The following is a 19401-nucleotide window of genomic DNA, read 5'->3' on the forward strand; positions in this document are numbered from 1 at the left end:
CCGACCAGCCCGATGTTCCCCTCATCCGCCCCCAGACGGACATCGACCTCGTTGACCGTCTTGGCCTTGATCTCCTGCGGCTTCGCCAACGCCCCGGACTCGAGCCACTTCGGAGCAAGAGGATTGGTCGGACGCACATCGATGACCAGGTTCTTGTCCCGCGCCAGATCACGGAACCCCTTGAAGTTCTTCTCCGGAATCCCATACGTATGACGCGCCGTGTACGAATTGACCTCGGTCGTGTTCAGCGGGAGGGGCGTCTGCTGTTCCTCGTGGACGTCGGCCGCGGGCGCCGGGTCGTGCAGACGACGTGCCAACTCGGCTGTGTCCTCGGGACCGAGGCCCAGCGCGGACAGCGGCAGCGGCTCGCCCGACAGCGACCAGGCGACCCGCGCCGACTCCGTGTAGGAGAGCCCGCGCACATCCTCCTGCGAGATGAGCGTGGTGGGTGACAGCTCGGGCGGCGGCGGGGGCAGCAGCTCGTCGAGCGTGGTGTCCGGCCCTGCAACGGCCCGCAACGCGGCCGCCGCGCCCAGGAACGCGGTGTACTGCTCGGGTGTGGGGCCGGCGGACAGGCCGGTGGCGGGACCGGCCGCCGGGCCGCGGGGCGTGGCGCCGGTCACGGTGTGCCAGTCGGTGACCATCCGGCGCAGCAGGTCCGGGGTCATGCGGCCGTCGCCGTAGCGGGCCGCGCTGTCCGCGTCGCGCCAGCGCAGACCGTCCACGTAGGCGAGCCCTGCGAGCAACTCCCGGTTCTCCGACCGCTGTTCGGCGTCCGGGCCGAGAGCGTCACGCAGCGTACGGATCTGCTGGAGGGTGCGGGCGCGGGCGAACGCGTCAGCCGGGCCGGGGCCGGTGTGCAGACCGGCGTCCCGTGCCGCCCGGTCCAGGTCCCCGCCGCGGGGTTCCGGCGTGAACAGCCGCCACCGCCCCGGTCCGTCCGCGCCCTCGGCGAGCACGGGGCGGAGGTCGCCGTTCTGGTCGCGGGCCGTGCCGACGTCGGTGGTCGGCGCGTACACCGGCCGCCCGGTCCGGTTCGCCACGTGCTGCGCCACCGGCAGGCCCGCGATCTCCGGCTGCCGTCCGGTCTCGCAGGAGTACAGCACCAGCGGCCGGTCCTGATCGCCGTCCGTCGCCCATGCCTTGAGCACCTCACCGAGCTGCACACCGCTGACCTTCACGCTGGGCCGCGCCAAGTCGTCGGTGCCGAGCGTGACGGTACGGGGGGTGCCGTGTCCCACGAAGTAGTCGGCGCCCTGTTCGGTGCCCGCCCCGGGCAGCGGGGCCGATGGACCGGTGAACACGGTACGGCGGGTGGGCGGGGCCGCTTCGATCCCCGTGACGGAGTCCGTCCGCAGTCGCGGGGACGAGGCGGGGGACTCGGAGGGGGACGCAGGGGTGGTCACGGTGCGTACGCCGCGGAAGGTGTCCTGGCCGAGCAGCGCCCGGCGCCCCTTGTCGTGTGGCGTACCGTCCTCGGCCACGCTCTGCGAGATGGTCAGCGTCCGGACGGCACGGCCCGGTTGCGGCTGCTCCGTCGCGTCCGGTATCAGGCGCCGCACCTGGCTGAGGGGCACCGTGAGGCCGTCCAGGGTGACGACGGCCGGCTCGCTCGTGGGCCGCCGGGACCCGTTTCCGCCGCCGCTGACAGCACCGTCCACGGGGCGTACGACGATCCGGGCCGGTGGCGGGGGAAGTGCCACGGGCGGCGTCGCGGGGGAGCTTTCCGGCGTGGCCGGCGTGGGCGAGGGCGGGGTGGCTCCGTTCCCGGTGCCGGGCCCCGTGCCGGGCCCGGGGGCCTGACCGCCGGTCCCGTCGCTGCCTCGTTCGCCTTCGCCCGACTCCAGGTGCAGGTCGGTGGCCGTCTCGCTCCAGGGGCGCGACAGGGTGCCCAGCTCGGCCGGTGCGGTGGCGGCCGTGGGGTCCGGGGCGGTTCCGTCGCCGTGTACGGGGGCTGCCTTCTCCGGCACCGTCGGCGGGGGTGTGGCCGTGGAGGTGACGACCGGGGCGCTGTCGGTCGTCACGGTGCTCTGGGTGGCCGGGCGGGGCATCGGGCCGAGGGCATCGGCGAGCGGCAGCAGCACGTCCGCGCCGGGGAACGCGGTCTCCTCGGTTCCGTCGGCCGTCGTGCCGGTCAGCGTGCGGGCCTGGACCGGGGCGCCCGGCCCGTCGCGGGTCAGCTCCACCGCGGCGCGTACGGGACGTCCCGCGCCCTCCGGTGCGAGGGCCGGCCCGAGCACCACGGCCCGGTCGGTCCCGGCCCCGTCCAGCAACTCGGCCGCCTCCGGCGACCCCTCCCCCGGCGGCGGCACCTGCGACACCACGATCGTCAGCGGCGGTGCCTGGGTGGCCCCGGAGTTCCCGGGGCGAGTGGCGTCGGAGTGCACGTCTCCTGTGCCGCTGACCTCACGTGCGTCACCGGTGTCGGCGAACGAGCCGATGGTGCTCACCTTCGGCGGTGCGGTGGTGGTGTCGAGGTCCGGAGCCTTCGCCGTGTCGACGGCCGGACCGGCGGCGGCGTCGACAGCCGGTGCGGAGACGCTCTCCCCGGATTCCGGCGTGAGGTCGCTCCCGCGCGGGTCGACGGCCTCCGGTGCCGCGGTGGTCCGCGCGGAGTCGTCCGCCGCGGTCGGAGAGCCGTCCGCCAGGGGCGCGCCGTCCGAGGTGCGGGTGCCCTGGGGTGAGGTACCGGCGGGAGCCGTGGCGCCTCCGGCGGCGGGGACGCCACCCGGCCGCGCGCCACCGCCCGCGCCGGGTGTGGCGGAGGTCCCGGGCCCGCCGGTGGCGACGGGGGCGACGTTCCCCTGGCCCGGCACCGCAGCCGTACGGTCGTTCTGCTCGGCCGCTCCCTCCGGGGACCCTTGGAGGTCGCTCTCCCGGGATCCCTGGACGTCGCTCTCCGGAGAGTCCTGGATGTCGTTCTGCAAAGACCCCTGGACGTTGCTCCCCTGAGAGGTCACCGTCGAGTTCGCCGGTGCTTCCACGGCGAGGCTCCCCGGGGACACCGGCGCGGCCCCCTGCCCGTCGGCGGCGTCCTCCGACCGCGCGTCCGGCCCGTGGTCCACCAACGGGTCGGCGTCACCCTCAGCGGGGCGTGCGGCGGGGTCGCCCGTGGTCGTGACGGGGCTGTCGACGGACGTGCCCGAAGTGCCGGCCGTGGCCGGACCGTTCGCCGTGCCCGAAGTCCCCGCCGTGCCCGCGCCACTCGCCGTGCCCGAAGTCCCCGCCGTGCCCGCGCCACTCGCCGTGCCCGAAGTCCCCGCCGTGCCCGGGGTGGCGCCCACCGTGATCGGGGCGTCCACCGTGACCGGGGTACCGAAGCCGTCGAGGGCGCGGCGGACCTCGTCCGTGTCCACCTGTGCGGCAGGGCTGCCTCCGGTGGGCACCACCCGGACCTCGGGCAGCTGCGACAGGTTGCCGTGCAGACTGTCCCGGACACCGATCTCGGCGCTGCCGGGCGGCTGGGCGCCGCGCAGGGCGGCGAGGTCACGCAGCGCCTGCTCGCGGACCTCGGCCGGGCCCTGGTGGACCTGCTGCCACAGATCGTTCTCGACGGCGGTCACGGGCAGCGCGCCCGGGGAGTACGGCGTCGGGTTCTGGCCCGTGTACGGCGGCGGGTTCCCCGCGACGTGGGGCGAGGACGACGGGGTGCCGACGACGTCCCCCTGTCCGGTGGTCTGCGTGGTGACCGGCGGGAGCGAGGTGAGGGCGGGGCCGTCGCCGCCCGTGGTGTCCGTGCGCGAGGGACCGTCGGTGCGATCCGGGCCGTCGCCGGTACGCGAGGCACTGTCGGCGTCGCTGTGGCCGCCGGACACGGTGGGCGGCTGGTGGCGCAGCTTGTCGATGGCGTGACGCAGTTCGGCGGCGCTGTTCACGGCGGTGTCGCTGAGCGTGGCCTCGACCTGGCTGCTGATACCCGCGCCGACGAAGGTGGACCAGTTGGTGGACCAGTCGCCGTCGTAGGCGCCCTTGATCAGGATCTCCGCGAGCGCCTCGCCGGAGCCGGCGGCGAGGAAGTCGGCCGTCCCCTTGAGCCCGTAGTGCCCGGCCAGCGCACCGGGCCGGTCGGCGTTGTTGCGCAGGATCTGGCTGTTCCGCCACAGCTCGGTGTTGTTGCGGAAGGAGAGCGGGTTGTTCCTGAAGGTGACCGGCAGGTTGTTCGAGACGTTGGGCCCGTTCCCGTTCCCGTACGGGGTGGGGTCGGGGCGGTTGCCGAGGGGGCCGTCCCGGTCGGGGTTCGGGGTGGGGTTCGGCTTGGGGTTCGGGCCGTTGGTGAGGTCGAGGCTCGGATTGTTCTTCAGGTTGGGGTTGTTCTTGAAGTCGAGGTCCGGGGCGTTCTTGAGGAAGTTGTTGTCGAAGCTCCTGACGATGCTCCGCGCGAAGCTGTCGAAGACGCTGGTGAGGAAGCCCGCGGCAGCACCGAACGCGGCGGACTTGAGGACGTCGTTCCAGTCGATGCCGTCCGGGCGGCGGCCGTCCGGGGCGAAGTTCATCATCGCCAGCCGCACCGCGAAGGTGGTGAACGCCTCGGCGAACGCCTCGGTCAGCGAGGGCGCCAGGTGCAGCCGCTGGAGCAGGTGGCTGAGCGTGGTGAGGATGAAGAACCGGCTGCGCATCTTGGCCATCATGATCTGGCTGGCCGTGGCGCCACCGGTGAAGAAGGACATCGCGAGGTAGATGGCGATCTCGATGAGCAGCCGGATGATCTCCGCGATGACCTGCCACTTGGACTCCATGATGTCCATGGAGGTCTTGCGCCGGCCTTCGGCGATCTTGTCGAGTTGCTCGGCGAAGTCGCGCAGGTAGTTCTTGCCGCCGTCGTCGACGAGCATGCCCATCGCCCTGCCGTAGGACTTGGCGAGGTCGTCCGGCATGGATTCGCCGATGTCGTGGATCGACTTGTCGATCAGCGAGGACAGTCTGTCCAGTTTGCGCCCCAGGCCGGAGTAGGGCCGACGGCTCTCGTAGGCGAGGTCCTCGTCGGCGTCCATGAGCCTCTCCCCGGTGAGGATGAAGATCATCGCGTTGACCTCGGGCGATACCTGGATGCTCACCGGGGGCCGTCCAAAAGCCCGCGCGGGCAGGACGGAGCGGCCGCTCCCGGCGTGGTGCGGGAGCGGCCTGCGGCGCGGAGGTCAGCGGCGGCCATGCCCGCCCGGGCCGCTGTCGAGTCCGTCGGTGTTGATGCGGCTGGTTCCCTGCTCGACGTTCTCGATGTTGCGGTCGCGGGTGTCCTTCATCATCCGGACCTGGCTGACGGTGGCGTCGGTGATGCCCACCAGTGCGTCGCGGATGGACATCATGGTGTCTTTGGTGGTCTGGCGTTCCTTCTGCTCCTGCGGCTTGGCCTTCTCCGCGAACTCGCCCTGCGTTCCCGGCCACGTCACCGTGGGTGCCAGCTCGTCGAGGAACTCCTCGGTCATGCTCCTGGTCAGGGTGCCGATCTCCTCCAGCTGCTTCGCCAGGGCCTCGATGCGATGCGGGTCTACGTAGTACCGCTGTCCCATCGTCAGTCCTCCCCCTCGTCGCCGAGCGCGTCCCGCCAGGCGGGGGCGGCCTGGGTACCACGTGCCGTGTCCCCGTCGTCCTCGCGCAGCACCTCGGGGCCGAAGATGCGCTCCCAGTCCATCTCGAAGCCCTTCAGCTCCGGGACGTTGCTACTGGGTTCGGTGAAGGGTGCCAGCGCCTTCATCACATGCCGGTTCATCTTCAGGCGCGCCGCGCTCGCCGCCTCCAGGACGCTGGCGGCCAACTCCTGCGGGGACATGTCGCGGTACTTGTTCTCCAGGAAGTCGATCCCGGTCAGCTCACCCTGCGGGCCCGCCGTGGCACGCACCGCGCGGTCGGACGAGAGCGCCGCGAACGACGCCGCCCGCAGCTCACGCTCGGTGCGAGCGACCGCCTCCTGGGCCGCCTCGAGTTCGGCCATGGCCTTCTCCAGGCGCTTCTCCAGCGGTTCCGTCATGCTCGCTCCCTCCCCCTCAGTCGGTCATCGGGTACGTCCGGACGGGCGTACGTCCGATCGGTGCGTCCCGGTCCTGGCACCCGGTCCGTCCACTGCTCTGTTGATCTTGCCTGGTGAAGGCCCCGCCAGGGAAGCCGGGGCCGGGTCTGATTCGTCTCCGCCCGCCGGCGCGCACGGACCCGGACGGTGCTCACCGGCCGATGACGGCCGGAGTGCCGCCCTCCTCGGTGCCCCATACGTCCGCGTCCTCCTCCAGGTAGTCGGCGGAGGTGGTGGACCTGCGTCCCGGCTCCGTCTCCTCCTCCGGGGAATCGCCGCCGGTCGTCGTCACGCGGGAGGCCGGAGACAGGAAGGTGTCGCTGTCCTCCTGCCGGTTCCACGGGCTGCGCCGGCGCCGGTTGCGGCGCTCGCTCTCCTCCGCCGCGTCGACCAGGACGGCGCGCACCCGCTCGCCGTTGCCCTTCTCGGCGCCCCCGCCCATGCCGCCCATGCCCCCGCCCATCGGCATGCCGGGGCTGCCGGGCATGCCCGGGGTCCCGGGTGCGCCTCCGGCGGCGGCCGACGGGGTGCCCGCGCCGGCGGTGGCACTGTCGGAGAGAGGGGCGACCCCGGCCCCGCCGAGACCGTCCAGGGAGACGGAGCCCGCCCCCGGGAGGCCGCCGCCGGAGGCACCGCCGCTCACCTGGCCACCGCCGAGACCCAGCTCGGAGAACGGCACGTCCCGGCTGGTGGTGCCGCCGCCACCGTTCCCGTTGCCGCCGAGATCGTTGAGGCCGCCGATGTCGTTGAGACTGCCCAGACCGTCGAGTATGCCCGAACTGTCGAGGTCCACGGACGAATTGAGGTCCTTCAGGTCCACCGTTTCGGTCTTGCCCTGAGGGTCGGTGACCGTGGCGACACCGGTCTCCGGGTCGATGATCTGGGTGGTGCCGTCCGGGAAGGTGGTGTTCAGCAGACCGTTGTCCAGGAAGGTGGTGGAGCCGTCCGGGTTGGTCACCTTCGCCCCGTGGGTGAGGTCGGTGTTCACGGTGGAGCCGTCCGGGTCGGTGCTGGTGAACATCCCGCTGTCCGGGTCGAAGACGGCCTTGCTGCCATCGGCGAACATGGTGGCGAAGTCACCGTTCACGAGGCCCGTGTGCCCGCCGGTCGGGGTCTCCAGGCCGTTGATGGTGCCGAGACCGTCCGGGCCGTTCAGGTTGCCGAGGCTGCCGAGGTTCTCGGTCGTGGTCGTACCGTCCGGATCGGTGGTGACGGCCTGGCCGGTCGCCGGGTCCACGACCTGCGTGGTGCCGTCCGGGAAGGTGGTGGTCAGCTTTCCGTCGTCACCGAGCGAGGTGACCGAACCGTCCGGATTGGTCACCCGGATGCCGTCACCGAGGTCCTGCGTGGTGACACTGCCGTCCGGATGCGTCGTGGTCATCAGCCCGCTGTCCGGGTCGAAGGACGTCCTGCTGCCATCCGGGAACTCGGTGGTCAGGGCCCCGTCGTCGAGCTGGGTACTGCCCCCGGTCGGAGTCTCCAGGGAGCCGCCGGCGCCGCTGTTCAGGTCACCGAGATTGCCGAGGTCATCGACCGAGGTGGTGGGCAGGTCGGCGTTGATGCCGCCGAGATCGCCCAGGTCCCCGAGACCGTTCGGGCCGTTCAGGTTGCCGAGGCTGCCGAGGTTCTCGGTCGTGGTCGTACCGTCCGGATCGGTGGTGACGGCCTGGCCGGTCGCCGGGTCCACGACCTGCGTGGTGCCGTCCGGGAAGGTGGTGGTCAGCTTTCCGTCGTCACCGAGCGAGGTGACCGAACCGTCCGGATTGGTCACCCGGATGCCGTCACCGAGGTCCTGCGTGGTGACACTGCCGTCCGGATGCGTCGTGGTCATCAGCCCGCTGTCCGGGTCGAAGGACGTCCTGCTGCCATCCGGGAACTCGGTGGTCAGGGCCCCGTCGTCGAGCTGGGTACTGCCCCCGGTCGGAGTCTCCAGGGAGCCGCCGGCGCCGCTGTTCAGGTCACCGAGATTGCCGAGGTTCTGGGTGATCGCGTCGTTCGCCGCGTCGGTGGCGTTCTTCGTCCCGCCGAGGCCGTTGTTGAGGTTGCCGAGGCTGCCGAGGTTCTGGGCGACAGGGGGCACGACTGCCGTGGGCTGCTCGCCGTTGGGGCTGTTCACGCCTCCGAGGTTGCCGAGCTCCTCGGTGATCGTGTTGTTCAGGTCCTCGGCGCCGCCCTGGCTGTTGAGGTTGCCGAGGTCACCGATGCTCTCGGTGACCGGGATGTTCCGGTTCAGCAGCTCGTCGAGGTTCTGCTCGTTGACCGCGTCGGGGTCGTTGAGGCCGCCGAGACTCTCCTCCATGGCCTTCTGCTGCTCCTCGGCCTCCCGCTTGGCCTCTTCCTGCTCGCGCCGCTGTTCCTCGCGCAGCTCGTCCTGGTATTTCTTGTCCTCTTCGCGCTGCTGGTTCTGCTCGTTCCGCAGCTCGTCCTGGAGGCCCTTGGCCTCCTCCTGCTCGCGCCGCTGTTCCTCGCGCAGCTCGTCCTGGTACTTCTTGTCCTCTTCCCGCTGCCGCTCCTGCTCCGCGCGCAGCTCGTCCTGGTACTTCTTGTCCTCCTCGCGCTGCCGCTCCTGCTCCGCGCGCAGCTCGTCCTGGTACTTCTTGTTCTCCTCGTTCTGCCGCTTGATCTCCTCCTTCTCCTCCTCGAGCTTCTTCTCCTCGTACTCCTCCGAGGCCGTGCTGGTCGACTTCGGTTTGGGTACGTGGTCGGCGAAGTCCTCCCCCAGCTCCAGAAAGTGGTTGTTCAGGGCGGACTGCACCTGCGCTGCGGGCTTGCCCAGGTACTCCTCGACGCCCTGGGTCCAGATCTTGACCGCCTTGTCGCCGACCTTCGCCCAGTTCGCGCTGTCGGTGAGGTCCCCGTACTCCGGGTGCACCTGGGAGAAGCCGGCCTGTGGGCTGTGGCTGACGCTACTGGTGTAACGGCTGGTGTACGACTTGATGTCCGTCTTGGCGACGTTGTTCGCGTCCACCCACTGGGCGAGGTCGTCCAGCACGTAGCGCAGCACCTGGTGCGGGTCGTAGTACGAGGACTTGGCCCAGGTCAGCCACGCGTCGAGCAGCTTGTCGGCCGATTCCACCAGGTAGCCGCGGCCCAGCGACAGGGCACGCGAGTACACCGTCCCGCCGGTTCCCGCCGCGTTCCCGGTGCCGATCGTCGAGTCGAAGGTCTCGACGTAACTGTCGTAGTTCTCGCGGATCTTCTTCAGCAGGCTGCGGAAGACCTCCGCCGCCTCTCCCTTCCAGCTGGCGTCGTCCCGGCCGAACCGGTCCTCCCAGTCCTTCAGCACCACCGCGTGGTCCCTGAAGAACTTCGCCGCGTAGTCGAAGGACTGACCGGTGGTCGTGAAGGATTTCAGGTCCACCGCGTCAGCCGCGGGCACGCCCAGGTTACTGAACCGGGCGTCCTGGGTGCTGCCGCCCAGCAGCTCGAGGAGCGCCGCCCGCGGCCCGTTCATGTACCGGGCCAGCGGGATGGTGCTGAACTTGTCCTTGTGGTAGTCCGTGAACTCGTTGCCCTCACGGACCTGCGCATCGTGGACGTTGTCGGAGCCGGGACTCGCGAAGATGACCTCGTCCCCGACCTTCACGCGGCCCTCGAAGACGATCCGGGCCTGCATGATCGACCGCTTCTTGCCGCTGTCGAAGAACCAGATGTCGTAGTCCTCGCCCTTGTTCGTCAGGAAGCCGGAGTCCTTGACGAGCAGGCTGAGGCTGCGCTCCTTGATGCCCATCCGGAAGAGCTTGCCGCCGTGGTCGGACCGAAGGGTGTCGAAGACGGTGCTCCGGTCCGGCACCGGATAGCCGGTGATGTGGGTGACCAGAGTGGCCCAGGTATCGGTCGACGGGTCGCCGGCGTTGTCGAACTTGTCGAGGTTGGCGACGGAGTTGGGATCGTACCGATCGGCCACCGGGCGCCCTTTCTGGTCGGTTGTCGTCCGTGTCGGCACACGGCCTCGTCGTGCGGGTGTGCAGCCGGATGTCTTCTACGCGAGCGCGCCGGGCGGCCGAGGTACGGGCCGGCACGCGCGGCGCGGGATCAGGTGTCGCCTGTCTCCGGCGATCCGCTGGTGAGCGTATCGACCTCGCCGAAGGTCTGCAGCAGCGTCTGGGCGTCGATCGCGTTCAGGTTCTTGTCCTTGGTGTCGTTGGCGTCCTCGATGGTGTCGGTGAGCGCCTCCTTCAACTCCTTGAACAAGTCCATCTGGTCGCCCAGCAGCTTGTCGATCGCCTCGGCCGCGGTACGGACGCCCTCGATCAGCTTCGGCCCCGAGACCAGCGTCCCGGTGGCCATCTTGCCGATGCGCAGGAGCTGCTGCCCCTGTTCGAGGTTGTCCGGGGTGGTGTGCCCGTCGACGAGGTGACCGAGCGGCCGGATGTGGGTCCCGTCGCCGTCCTCACGGTGCTTCTTCGCGGCGGTGTACACCGGCTGCACCTCGTTGTCCCGGAAGCTCTCCATCTGCTTGAGGTCGAAATGCTTGACGTCGGCCTTCTCACCGGCCATGGGACGTCCTCCTGCCGTTCGGTACCGGACGGGATGCGGGCCGGCCGGACGAAGAGGAATCCGGCCGGCCCCAGGGGCCTGACGTCCGGATCATGCCGGGGCGGGCACGGGTGCCCCGGCGTGATCCGGACGGAAGACCTCAGCGAGCACGCACATTGCCCCAGTTGTCGGCGCTCCTGCGCTCGTCGCGTGAGTGGTTGTCGTGGATGCTCTGGACCAGCTCACCGCTGTCGCCGAGGAGCAGGGCCATGTTCTTGGTGGCCTGGTCCCACTCCGCCTGGACTCCGCGGTACATGGCCTGGTCGTCACCCTCCCAGGACATCACGAGCGGCTTCAGCTCGTCCTCCAGGTTGTTGAGGGTCGTGATGATCTGCTGGGTCTGACCCTTCAGCTCCTCAATCGCGTTCCGGACCGTGGAGTACTGCACATCGATGATGCCGTCGGCCATGACGTCTCCTCTCGGGGGGCCGGGCGTCGAGGCCCGGGAAGCTCACGGTGCCGGCCTGCCCGAAGGGGGCCGGGTGCCGCTGGGGGTGGGTCAGCGCAGCGCTTCGAAGACGCCCTGGCTGGTCTTGCTGTTGAGCACCTCGGTCAGGTCCTGGTTCTCCTTCGCCAGGCGGTCGGCCGAGGTCACGTTCTCCTGGAGCGCGTCGATCATCTTGCTGACCTGGACGACGACCTTCTGCGCCTCGGCGTTCCAGCTGCGGAAGAGCTTCAGCAGAGCCTGGCCCTCGTCACCGCCGACACCCGAACGCGCCGCGATCTCGGCCACGTTGTTCTGGATCTTCTCGACCGCGGTCCGGGCCGACTCCAGGGAGGAGACACCTCCCAAGCCCTTGGCATAGTCCGCTTTCCTGCCGGAACCGTCCGCCATGTCACGCTCCCTTCGTTCAGGCGAGTCTCCTCGCACCGTTGCCCGTTGAGGCTAAAGAGAATCCACCGTCCGGCGCAACGTATGCAGGGAAGATTTGAGCATAGGTCAGCTCGGCAGAATCCTTACATGGCAATGGAGTTGTCCAAAGGTTTCCGCGAAATGAACGCGGCCCGCGCGACCGGCCGACGGGGCAGCAGCAGAGGAGCGGCGGGGCGCCAACTCCCCGCCTCGCGACACGATGCGGTCGGGAAGCGGACAGGGCGAATAGCGGAAACGGTCACCGGGTGCGTCCGTTTCCGGCAAAGCGGGCACGTGGACAGTACTCCCCGGGTGCGGTCGCACGAAAAAGATTTGAGCTAATTCTGAGGTTTCTCGTCGCGCTCGATCCGCACGGAATCGGTACCCGGCAACGGGAGTTCGGCCAAAGGCCGGACCGCCCCTCCCCCTTTACTTTCTTCGACGCCGTATGGGGTGTTTGCCGGAATTCAGGAGGTGGAGGCGGCTGCGCCCTGCGTGCCTTCCGTGGCCGTCTCGGCCGCCTGGTCCTCCGCGCCCTTCCCCCCGCCCTGCTCCGCCCGCGCGTCGGCGCCGCACTGCGGAGCCGTGACCTTGGTCTCCGCCGCGCCGGAGGCGGCGGCCGGGTCCAGGTCGGCACCGGTCGGAAGGGCCGCGAGCAGCGGTGCGGGGACCGAGCTGATGTCTCCGTCCGCGTAGCCGAGCGCAGCCAGGGAGTCCTTGGCCGAAACGCGGTACTTCACGCCGTTCTCCGCTACCAGGTAGGTGGTCCCCGCGTGCGCGGCGCCGCTCGCGTGCAGGGCCCTCACCAGGGCTCCGCGCCCGGGCCGTACCACCGTGGCGTCCGTCCGGACACAGGCCGCCTTCAGCGGCTGAGCGGTTCCCTCCGACACCGCGACGGGGGCGAGCTCGGCCAGCGGGACCAGCACCGACTTGATCCGGGCGCCACCGTTGTCGCCGTCCACCTGCGCACAGAGCGCGCTGCCGCGCGGCACCGGCTGCGGGACCGGCGGCGTCTCCGGCAGGTCCGCGGACCCGGCGGTGCCCGAGTCCTTCGCCCTGTGCTCGCGCAGCGCGTCCGCCCCGACCGCGCGCACCTCGGGCGACTGCCCCTGGTAGGCGTCCTCCTGGGTGGCCGGGTCGCCCAGCACCAGTGCCGCGCCCAGCCGGGTCATCGGCACCAGGCCGTCCTCCCGCAGCAGGTGGTACGTACTGCCGCCGCCGGGCACGCTGACCTTGAACAGCTGGCCGATCCGGCTGGCTTCACCGCCGAGCACCGGGCCCTCCTCGCCGCGCCCCGGAACCGCGGGCGGTTTCAGGGCGGGGCCGGGGGCCAGGGCGTCGAGGAAGGCCGCCGAGACCTGCATGGGCTGCTCGGAGCCGTACCCGAGAGCGTTACGGGCGTCGGCGGCGCGGTCCAGCGCCAGCCTGCTGCCCCGCCACACCAGGTACTCGGTGCGGTCGGGGCCGCGCACGAGCACCCCGCGGTCAGCGCCGACGCCGCGGGAGTCCAGGGGTGATCCGGCGACCACGGTGGTGGCCCCCGGCTTCTCCACCCCGGCGCCCGTCACCGCACCGGAGGTGCTGGGCACCGCCCCGTCCGGCCCGGTGACACACATGTGCCAGGCGCCTTTGTCGAGCTGACCGGGTGCCGGCAGGGCGTCCGGTGCGCCGGGGATGCCGGCCGGGGACCCCACGGGGACGTCCCGCAGCGAGGCGGTGGCCACGTCCACGGTCGCCAGGTCCGAACCCCCGATCAGCCGCGCCGAGGCGTAGTTGCGTACCGGGTGCAGTACGCCGTCGGTACCGGTCCACAGATACCGGGCACCGGTGTCGCGATTGACCACCAGATGCCTCGCGTCACGCCAGGCGTCGTTGCCGCCCGGCCTCAGCAACCCGTACACGGTGGCACCCGCGCCGATCAGGACGGTCACCAGTACGCCGAAGACCACGCCCCGGGTGGTGCGTCCCAGCGGGCTCTCCGGAGCGTCCGGGTCGGCCGTCAGCAGGCCCGAGCTGAGCCTGCCCATCATGAATCCGTGGGCCTGTACCTGGTCGCGCTTGGACTGCACAGCCTCTCCTCAACTCGTTCTCCATGTAGCGGCGTTCGGCTGCGCTCAGCCGAACAGGCCGCGCAGCCAGCCGAAGAGGCCGGCCACCCACAGGCTGAGCGGCAGCAGCGCGACGGCGAGGCCGGTGTGCGCCAGCTCCGCCGCACGGCCCCAGTACGGCAGCACCCGGCGGCCGGGCACCGTCCAGGACGCGGTCACCAGTCCGGCCGCCGCGGCGAGCAGTACCCCGAAGACCACGACGCGACCGTCCGCGTCACTGTCCACCGCCCAGGCCCGGGCCATCAGCAGCAGCCCCCAGATCCCGGGCAGCGCCAGGGTCAGCCGCTGTCCGATGTGCACCAGGCCGCGGCAGTGCAGGAGCAGCAGGAGGCTCAGCGAGAGCCCGGTCAGCACCTCGGGCAGGTCGGGGTTCTCGGCGAGGACCACCAGGGCGGCCGCAGCGATGGTGCCGGTGGCGGCGAAGAGCGCGGTGACCCAGCGTCCGGCCAGTTCGGTACGTTCGGCGACCTCGTCGCCCGCGTAGGGGTCGATGCCCTCCTGGAGCTGGCCGGCGGTCGACGGCAGCGCCGGCATCCGCATCCCGGCCAGTTTGAAGGCGAAGGGTGCCACCGCCCCGGCGGCGAGCGTGACCACCGTGGCCACCAGCGCCACGGCGGCGGGCACGCCCAGGCCCGTGTACCCCATCAGGGCCCCGGCTATCGCGGTGGCCACCGAGACCATCGCGGTGGCCAGCAGGGCCGGGGCGCCGACCGCGGTGGCGGCGAGCGCGAGGACGGCGCCGCCCGCGCCCGCGGCGCCCGCCGCCAGGAGCCGGGCGCCCGCGACCTGTTCCGCGTCGGGGCCGGCCAGGTCGCCGCCGGGCAGCACCCAGCCGACCAGCGCCAGGCAGGGTGCGACCAGCAGGCCGAGCGCGGTCGCGGAGACGCGGTCGCCGACAGCGCGGCTGGCGGAGCCCGCGCCGGCGAGCATGAGCAGCCCGACGAGGGCCGCACAGGCCGCCCGGGAGGCGCCCGAGCCGGTCGTCACCCCCGGCCGGAACACCAACAGGAGGGCGACCGCCACGGTCGCCACCGCGGTGCCCACCAGCAGACCGCGGGCCGCCCCGGCGTGCCAGGTGTGCAGCCGTCGGCCCACGGTCTCGGCTATCCCGTCCACCAGGTCGTCCAGGCGTGCCTCGGGCAGCGCCTCGGTGTGCGGGCGCAGGTAGAGCACGGCGCCGTCGGCCAGGCCGGCGCGGGCCAGGGTGGTCTCCTCGTCGAGCGGGGCGTCGCCCAGGCGCTGCAGTACCCAGCCCGCGTGGTCGAGTCCGGCCTCCTCGGCCTCCTCGCCGACGTAACGCAGCAGTGTGGGCAGCAGATCGGCGACCGGCACGTCGGCGGGCACCGCCAGATCGATGCTGACGCTCGGTGCACGTACGGTCAGGCGGCACGATTCGGCCACCGCGCTGTCGGTCATCAGCTGAACTCTCGTCTTCCGGAAGGCTTTGACAGGAGGACTTCCCCCGCGAGAGGGGATGTGCGAACAGTACGGAAGGTCCGTCCGACCGCGAACCGGGGGGCCGGGCACGGAATGTGCGTCCGCGGGCCGGCGACGACCACTCCCGCGTGGACAGGTCGCGTTCCGTGAATGCACACTACTGCCTACGACCACCGGGTCGTGCTGCGGACCGGACTCCATTTATCCGGTATGTGGTTGGCCATCACGGAAGTTGACCGCCCCCCGCCATCCGCTCGAGACATTCATCCGGCGTTCACCGTGTGTCACGCGGGACCCGGAGAATCAGCGCGGTGCGGCCTTTTCCACCACCGGGTGCGCCGGAATTTCGGTGCGGGCCGGAAAGTCAGTGAACCGGAGGTTCTGTTCCCTTGAGTGTCGTGCTGTTTCGCCGCCCGGCCCGCAGGCGCGGGCCGGAGATGCCCGAAGGGCAATTGACCCTCCAGGAGCCGCCGGTCCTCGCCGAGACGGTGCCCGACACCTCGGCGATCTGGACCTATCTGCCGATGGCGCTGATGTCGGTGTCGATGATGCTGATGTTCCTGCGTCCCGGCGGAGGGAACGGCGTCTTCATGTATCTGGCGATGGGCGTCATGGCCCTCTCCGCCGGTGCCATGCTGCTCGGTCAGCTGATGCGCCGCTCCAGCGAGCGCAAGCAGCGCCTGAAGGGCGAACGCCGCGACTATCTGCGCTACCTGGCGCAGATCCGCAAGCGGGTCCGCACCACCATCGCGGAACAGCAGCGGGCGCTCGCCTGGCGCCACCCGGAGCCCGCGTCGCTCCGCTCGCTGGCCCGCACCTCACGGCTGTGGGAACGCCGCCCTGCCGACGAGGACTTCGGCGAGGTCCGGCTCGCGGTCGGCGAGCAGCAGCTCGCCCTGACCCTGAACCCGGTCTCCACCCGTCCGGTGGAGGACCTCGAACCCCTCTGCGCGCATGCCCTGCGCCGCTTCGTCCGCGCCTACTCCACCATCCCCGGACAGCCCCTCGGCCTCTACCTGCGTTCCTCGGCCCGGATCCTGCTGCGCCCCGAGGACACACCGGACCCCGCCGAGCCGGGCACCTCGCCGTCGGGGGAGGACGGCGAGGGCCGGGGTGAGGGCCCCGGCACCGAAGCGGTACGCGCCCTGGTGCGCGCCGTGCTCGGGCAGCTCGCGGTGTTCCACGCGCCCGAGGAGCTGTGGATCGCTCTCTGCGTCAGCGACGAGCGGCGGCCCGACTGGGAATGGGTCAAGTGGCTCCCGCACACGCTGGACCCGTTCGAGGAGGACGGCGCCGGCCAGGCGCGCCGGATCACCGCCGACCTCACCGAGCTCGACGACCTGCTCGGCGTGGAGTTCGCCGAGCGCCCCGGCTTCGACCCGGAGGCCCGTCCCGGCCGCGACGAGCCCTACACGATCGTCGTCCTGGACGGCGTCACCGTCCCCGAGGGCCACCGCTGGGAGGGACACGGCTACCGCAACGCCCTGGCTCTCGACATATCCGGGGCGCTGCGCTGGCGCCCCGGCCGCAACACTCTGCGGCTGACCGTCGGCCCCGACCAGGTGAGCCTGGTGCGCACCGACCGCAGCCGCAAGGAGCGCTCCGTGCCGCTCGGCCTGCCCGACCGGCTCGGCCTCCTCGGCGCGGAGTCACTGGCCCGGCTGCTCACCCCCCGCCGGATGAGCCTGGCCACCGACATCGCACAGCCGATGGACACCGACGTCGAGCTGACCACGCTGCTCGGCATCCCCGACCTGCACCGGCACGACCCGCACACCCTCTTCAACCGGCACACCGGCTCCACCCGGCTGCGGGTACCGATCGCGGTCGGCGTCGACGGCCGGCCGGTGGATCTCGACATCAAGGAGTCCGCACAGGGCGGGATGGGCCCGCACGGCATGCTCATCGGTGCCACCGGCTCCGGCAAGAGCGAGCTCCTGCGCACCCTCGTCCTCGGCCTCGCCCTGACCAACTCCTCCGAGACGCTCAACTTCATCCTGGTCGACTTCAAGGGCGGCGCCACCTTCCTCGGCCTGGAGGAACTCCCGCACACCTCGGCCGTCATCACCAACCTCGCCGACGAAGTCGCCCTGGTCGAGCGTATGCAGGACGCCCTGCACGGTGAACTCATCCGCCGGCAGGAGCTGCTGCGCTCCGCCGGCAACTACACCTCCGCCCTGGAGTACGAGCGTGCCCGCGCCGGGGGAACGGACCTCACCCCGCTGCCCAGCCTGTTCGTGGTGGTCGACGAGTTCAGCGAGCTGCTGTCCGCGCACCGGGAGTTCATGGACCTGTTCGTGATGATCGGCCGCCTCGGCCGTTCCCTCGGGGTGCATCTGCTGCTCGCCTCGCAGCGCCTGGACGAGGGCCGTATGCACCAGCTCGAGAGCCACCTGTCGTACCGCATCGGCCTGCGTACCTTCTCCGCCATGGAGAGCCGCGGCGTGCTCGGTGTTCCGGACGCCTACGAGCTGCCGGCCCAGCCCGGCAGCGGCTATCTGAAGTCCGGTGTGGAGGCCCTGACCCGGTTCCGCGCCGCCTACTCCTCCGGCACGTACCGGCGCCGCACCGGCGCGGTGGTCCAGGCCCGGGTGGCCAGCCAGGTGGTGCCGTGGACCAGCACGTGGGTGGTGCCGCGCACCCTGGACCCCGCCACCGAGCCGGAGCCGGAGACGGAGGAGGCGGGCGACGAGGAGGCCCTGCTCGACGTGGCCCTCGACCGGCTGCGCGGCTCCGGCCCCGCCGCCCACCAGGTGTGGCTGCCGCCGCTGGACGAACCCTCTCCGCTGGACGTCCTGCTGCCCGGCATCGCTCCCGATCCGGAGCGCGGCCTGACCGCCGCCGGCTGGTCCGGCACCGGCAGGCTCCGGGTCCCGGTCGGCCTCGTGGACAAGCCCTTCGAGCAGCGCCGCGACCCGCTGGTCGTGGACCTCTCGGGGGCCGGCGGCCACATCGCCGTCGCGGGCGGTTCGCAGAGCGGCAAGTCCACGCTCGCCCGCACGCTGATCGCCGCCCTCGCCCTCACGCACACCCCGGCCGAGATCCAGTTCTACTGCCTCGACTTCGGCGGCGGCGGCCTCTCGCAGCTCGCCGCCCTACCGCACGTCGGCGGCGTCGCGGCGCGGCTCAACCCGGAGCGGGTGCACCGGGCCGTCGCCGAGGTGATGACGCTGCTCGCCCGCCGCGAGCAGTTCTTCGTGGACCACACCCTGGACTCCATGCAGTCCTACCGCCGCCGCCGGGCCGCCGGGGAGTTCCCCGACGAGCCGTTCGGTGACGTGTTCATGGTGGTCGACGGCTGGTCCACGGTCCGTCAGGACTACGACGACCTGATCCCGAAGTTCAACGAACTCGCCGCCCGCGGACTCAACTACGGCATCCACCTGATCATCACCACCACCCGCTGGGTGGAGCTGTCCGCCCAGGTCCGTGACCAGGCCGCCACCCGCCTCGAACTGCGGATGGGTGACCCCATGGACTCCGAGATCGACACCCGCAAGGCCCGTTCCGTGCCGCGCAGCGGGGGCCGCGGCATCACCGCCGACAGCAAGATGCACTTCCTGGCGGGCCTGCCCCGTCTCGACGGCAGCGGCTCCCTCGACGACCTGGGCGAGGGCGTCGCCCACCTGGTCGCCGAGATCGCCCGGCACTGGTCCGGCGCGGCCGCACCGCAGGTCCGGATGCTGCCGCACCGGCTCCCGCTCGCCGATCTCCCCGCGCCCGAGTCCACCGAGGGAGGCGGCATGCGGCTCGCGCTCGGCATCGACCAGGACGCCCTGGAACCGGTCTGGCACGACTTCAGCCGTACTCCGCACCTGATCGTGGTCGGCGACACCGAGAGCGGCAAGACCAACCTGCTGCGCCGGATGGCCAGGGGCATCACCGACCGCTACACCCCGGAGGAGGCGAAGATCATCGCGGTGGACTACCGCCGCACTCTGGTGGACGCCGTCCCCGAGGAGTACCGCATCGGGCACGTGATCTCCCTGGACAACCTCAAGGAGACCATCGAGGGCGCGGCCCGCGCGATGAAGGCCCGCGTCCCCGGCGCGGACATCGCCCCCGCCCGTATGCGCCGGTGCGACTGGTGGACCGGACCGCGTCTGTTCATCCTGGTCGACGACTACGACATGGTCTCCGGCAACTCCTTCCAGAGCCCGTTCGAACCACTCTTCGAGAATCTGACCCTCGGCTTCGAGATGGGGCTGCACGTGGTCGTCGCCCGCAGCGCCATGGGCGCCGGCCGCGGTCTCAGCGACGGGCTCATCCGCCGGCTCGACGAGGCCAACAACCCCGCCGTCCTGCTGTCCTGCCCGCCCACCGAAGGCCGTCTCTTCGGCGACGCGAAACCCCTCAACCTCCCCCCGGGCCGGGCCCTTCACATCGCCCGCCGCCGGCCGCGACTGATGCAGACGGCGCTGGTGGAGGAGAGCCAGGGCCGGCAGGACTGAGAGAACGCG

9 protein-coding genes and 1 pseudogene are annotated in these 19401 nt (G+C 71.3%); 1 reads left to right on the forward strand and 9 read right to left on the reverse strand.

The window, feature by feature from the left end:
* The 9 genes and pseudogenes from AB0F38_RS14795 to eccD form a co-directional block, all read right to left on the reverse strand.
* Positions 1-5054, reverse strand: a pseudogene (locus tag AB0F38_RS14795) (hypothetical protein); the annotation flags it as partial.
* Between the two features lie 81 nt (positions 5055-5135).
* A complete protein-coding gene (locus AB0F38_RS14800) occupies positions 5136-5507 on the reverse strand; it encodes a hypothetical protein (RefSeq protein ID WP_361891985.1) in 372 nt (123 codons plus the stop codon).
* 2 nt (positions 5508-5509) lie between these two features.
* Positions 5510-5965, reverse strand: coding sequence for a YbaB/EbfC family nucleoid-associated protein (locus AB0F38_RS14805; protein ID WP_361891988.1), 456 nt, complete (start codon positions 5963-5965; stop codon positions 5510-5512).
* A 190-nt stretch (positions 5966-6155) separates the two neighbouring features.
* On the reverse strand, positions 6156-9911 hold the full coding sequence (locus AB0F38_RS14810; protein WP_361891991.1) for an AAWKG family protein: 3756 nt from the start codon (positions 9909-9911) through the stop codon (positions 6156-6158).
* A gap of 128 nt (positions 9912-10039) precedes the next feature.
* Entirely contained in the window at positions 10040-10504 is a 465-nt protein-coding gene (locus AB0F38_RS14815; protein WP_361891994.1) for a type VII secretion system-associated protein, read from the reverse strand.
* A gap of 139 nt (positions 10505-10643) precedes the next feature.
* Positions 10644-10952: a WXG100 family type VII secretion target gene (locus tag AB0F38_RS14820; protein WP_361891997.1), complete on the reverse strand. Its 309-nt coding sequence runs from the start codon at positions 10950-10952 to the stop codon at positions 10644-10646.
* 90 nt (positions 10953-11042) lie between these two features.
* Complete coding sequence (locus AB0F38_RS14825; RefSeq protein WP_361892000.1) at positions 11043-11378, reverse strand: hypothetical protein; 336 nt, start codon at positions 11376-11378, stop codon at positions 11043-11045.
* Between the two features lie 485 nt (positions 11379-11863).
* Positions 11864-13465 (reverse strand): type VII secretion protein EccB, encoded by a 1602-nt coding sequence (gene eccB / locus AB0F38_RS14830; protein WP_361892003.1) that lies wholly within the window; start codon positions 13463-13465, stop codon positions 11864-11866.
* A 45-nt stretch (positions 13466-13510) separates the two neighbouring features.
* Positions 13511-14920: a type VII secretion integral membrane protein EccD gene (gene eccD / locus AB0F38_RS14835; protein ID WP_361892006.1), complete on the reverse strand. Its 1410-nt coding sequence runs from the start codon at positions 14918-14920 to the stop codon at positions 13511-13513.
* Between the two features lie 410 nt (positions 14921-15330).
* Here eccD and eccCa point away from each other — a divergent pair, with 410 nt between their 5' ends.
* On the forward strand, positions 15331-19392 hold the full coding sequence (gene eccCa / locus AB0F38_RS14840) for a type VII secretion protein EccCa (RefSeq protein ID WP_361892009.1): 4062 nt from the start codon (positions 15331-15333) through the stop codon (positions 19390-19392).
* The last annotated feature ends 9 nt before the right edge of the window (positions 19393-19401 follow it).

The sequence above is a fragment of the Streptomyces sp. NPDC025273 genome, assembly GCF_040638585.1.
Classification (GTDB): domain Bacteria; phylum Actinomycetota; class Actinomycetes; order Streptomycetales; family Streptomycetaceae; genus Streptomyces; species Streptomyces cinereorectus.

What these genes read in the sequence shown, in the direction of transcription:
- eccD (WP_361892006.1), bottom strand. Translation starts at nt 14,920, where the DNA reads ATGACCGACAGCGCGGTGGCCGAATCGTGCCGCCTGACCGTACGTGCA.
- AB0F38_RS14820 (WP_361891997.1), bottom strand. Translation starts at nt 10,952, where the DNA reads ATGGCCGACGGCATCATCGATGTGCAGTACTCCACGGTCCGGAACGCG.
- AB0F38_RS14805 (WP_361891988.1), bottom strand. Translation starts at nt 5,965, where the DNA reads ATGACGGAACCGCTGGAGAAGCGCCTGGAGAAGGCCATGGCCGAACTC.
- AB0F38_RS14800 (WP_361891985.1), bottom strand. Translation starts at nt 5,507, where the DNA reads ATGGGACAGCGGTACTACGTAGACCCGCATCGCATCGAGGCCCTGGCG.
- AB0F38_RS14815 (WP_361891994.1), bottom strand. Translation starts at nt 10,504, where the DNA reads ATGGCCGGTGAGAAGGCCGACGTCAAGCATTTCGACCTCAAGCAGATG.
- AB0F38_RS14825 (WP_361892000.1), bottom strand. Translation starts at nt 11,378, where the DNA reads ATGGCGGACGGTTCCGGCAGGAAAGCGGACTATGCCAAGGGCTTGGGA.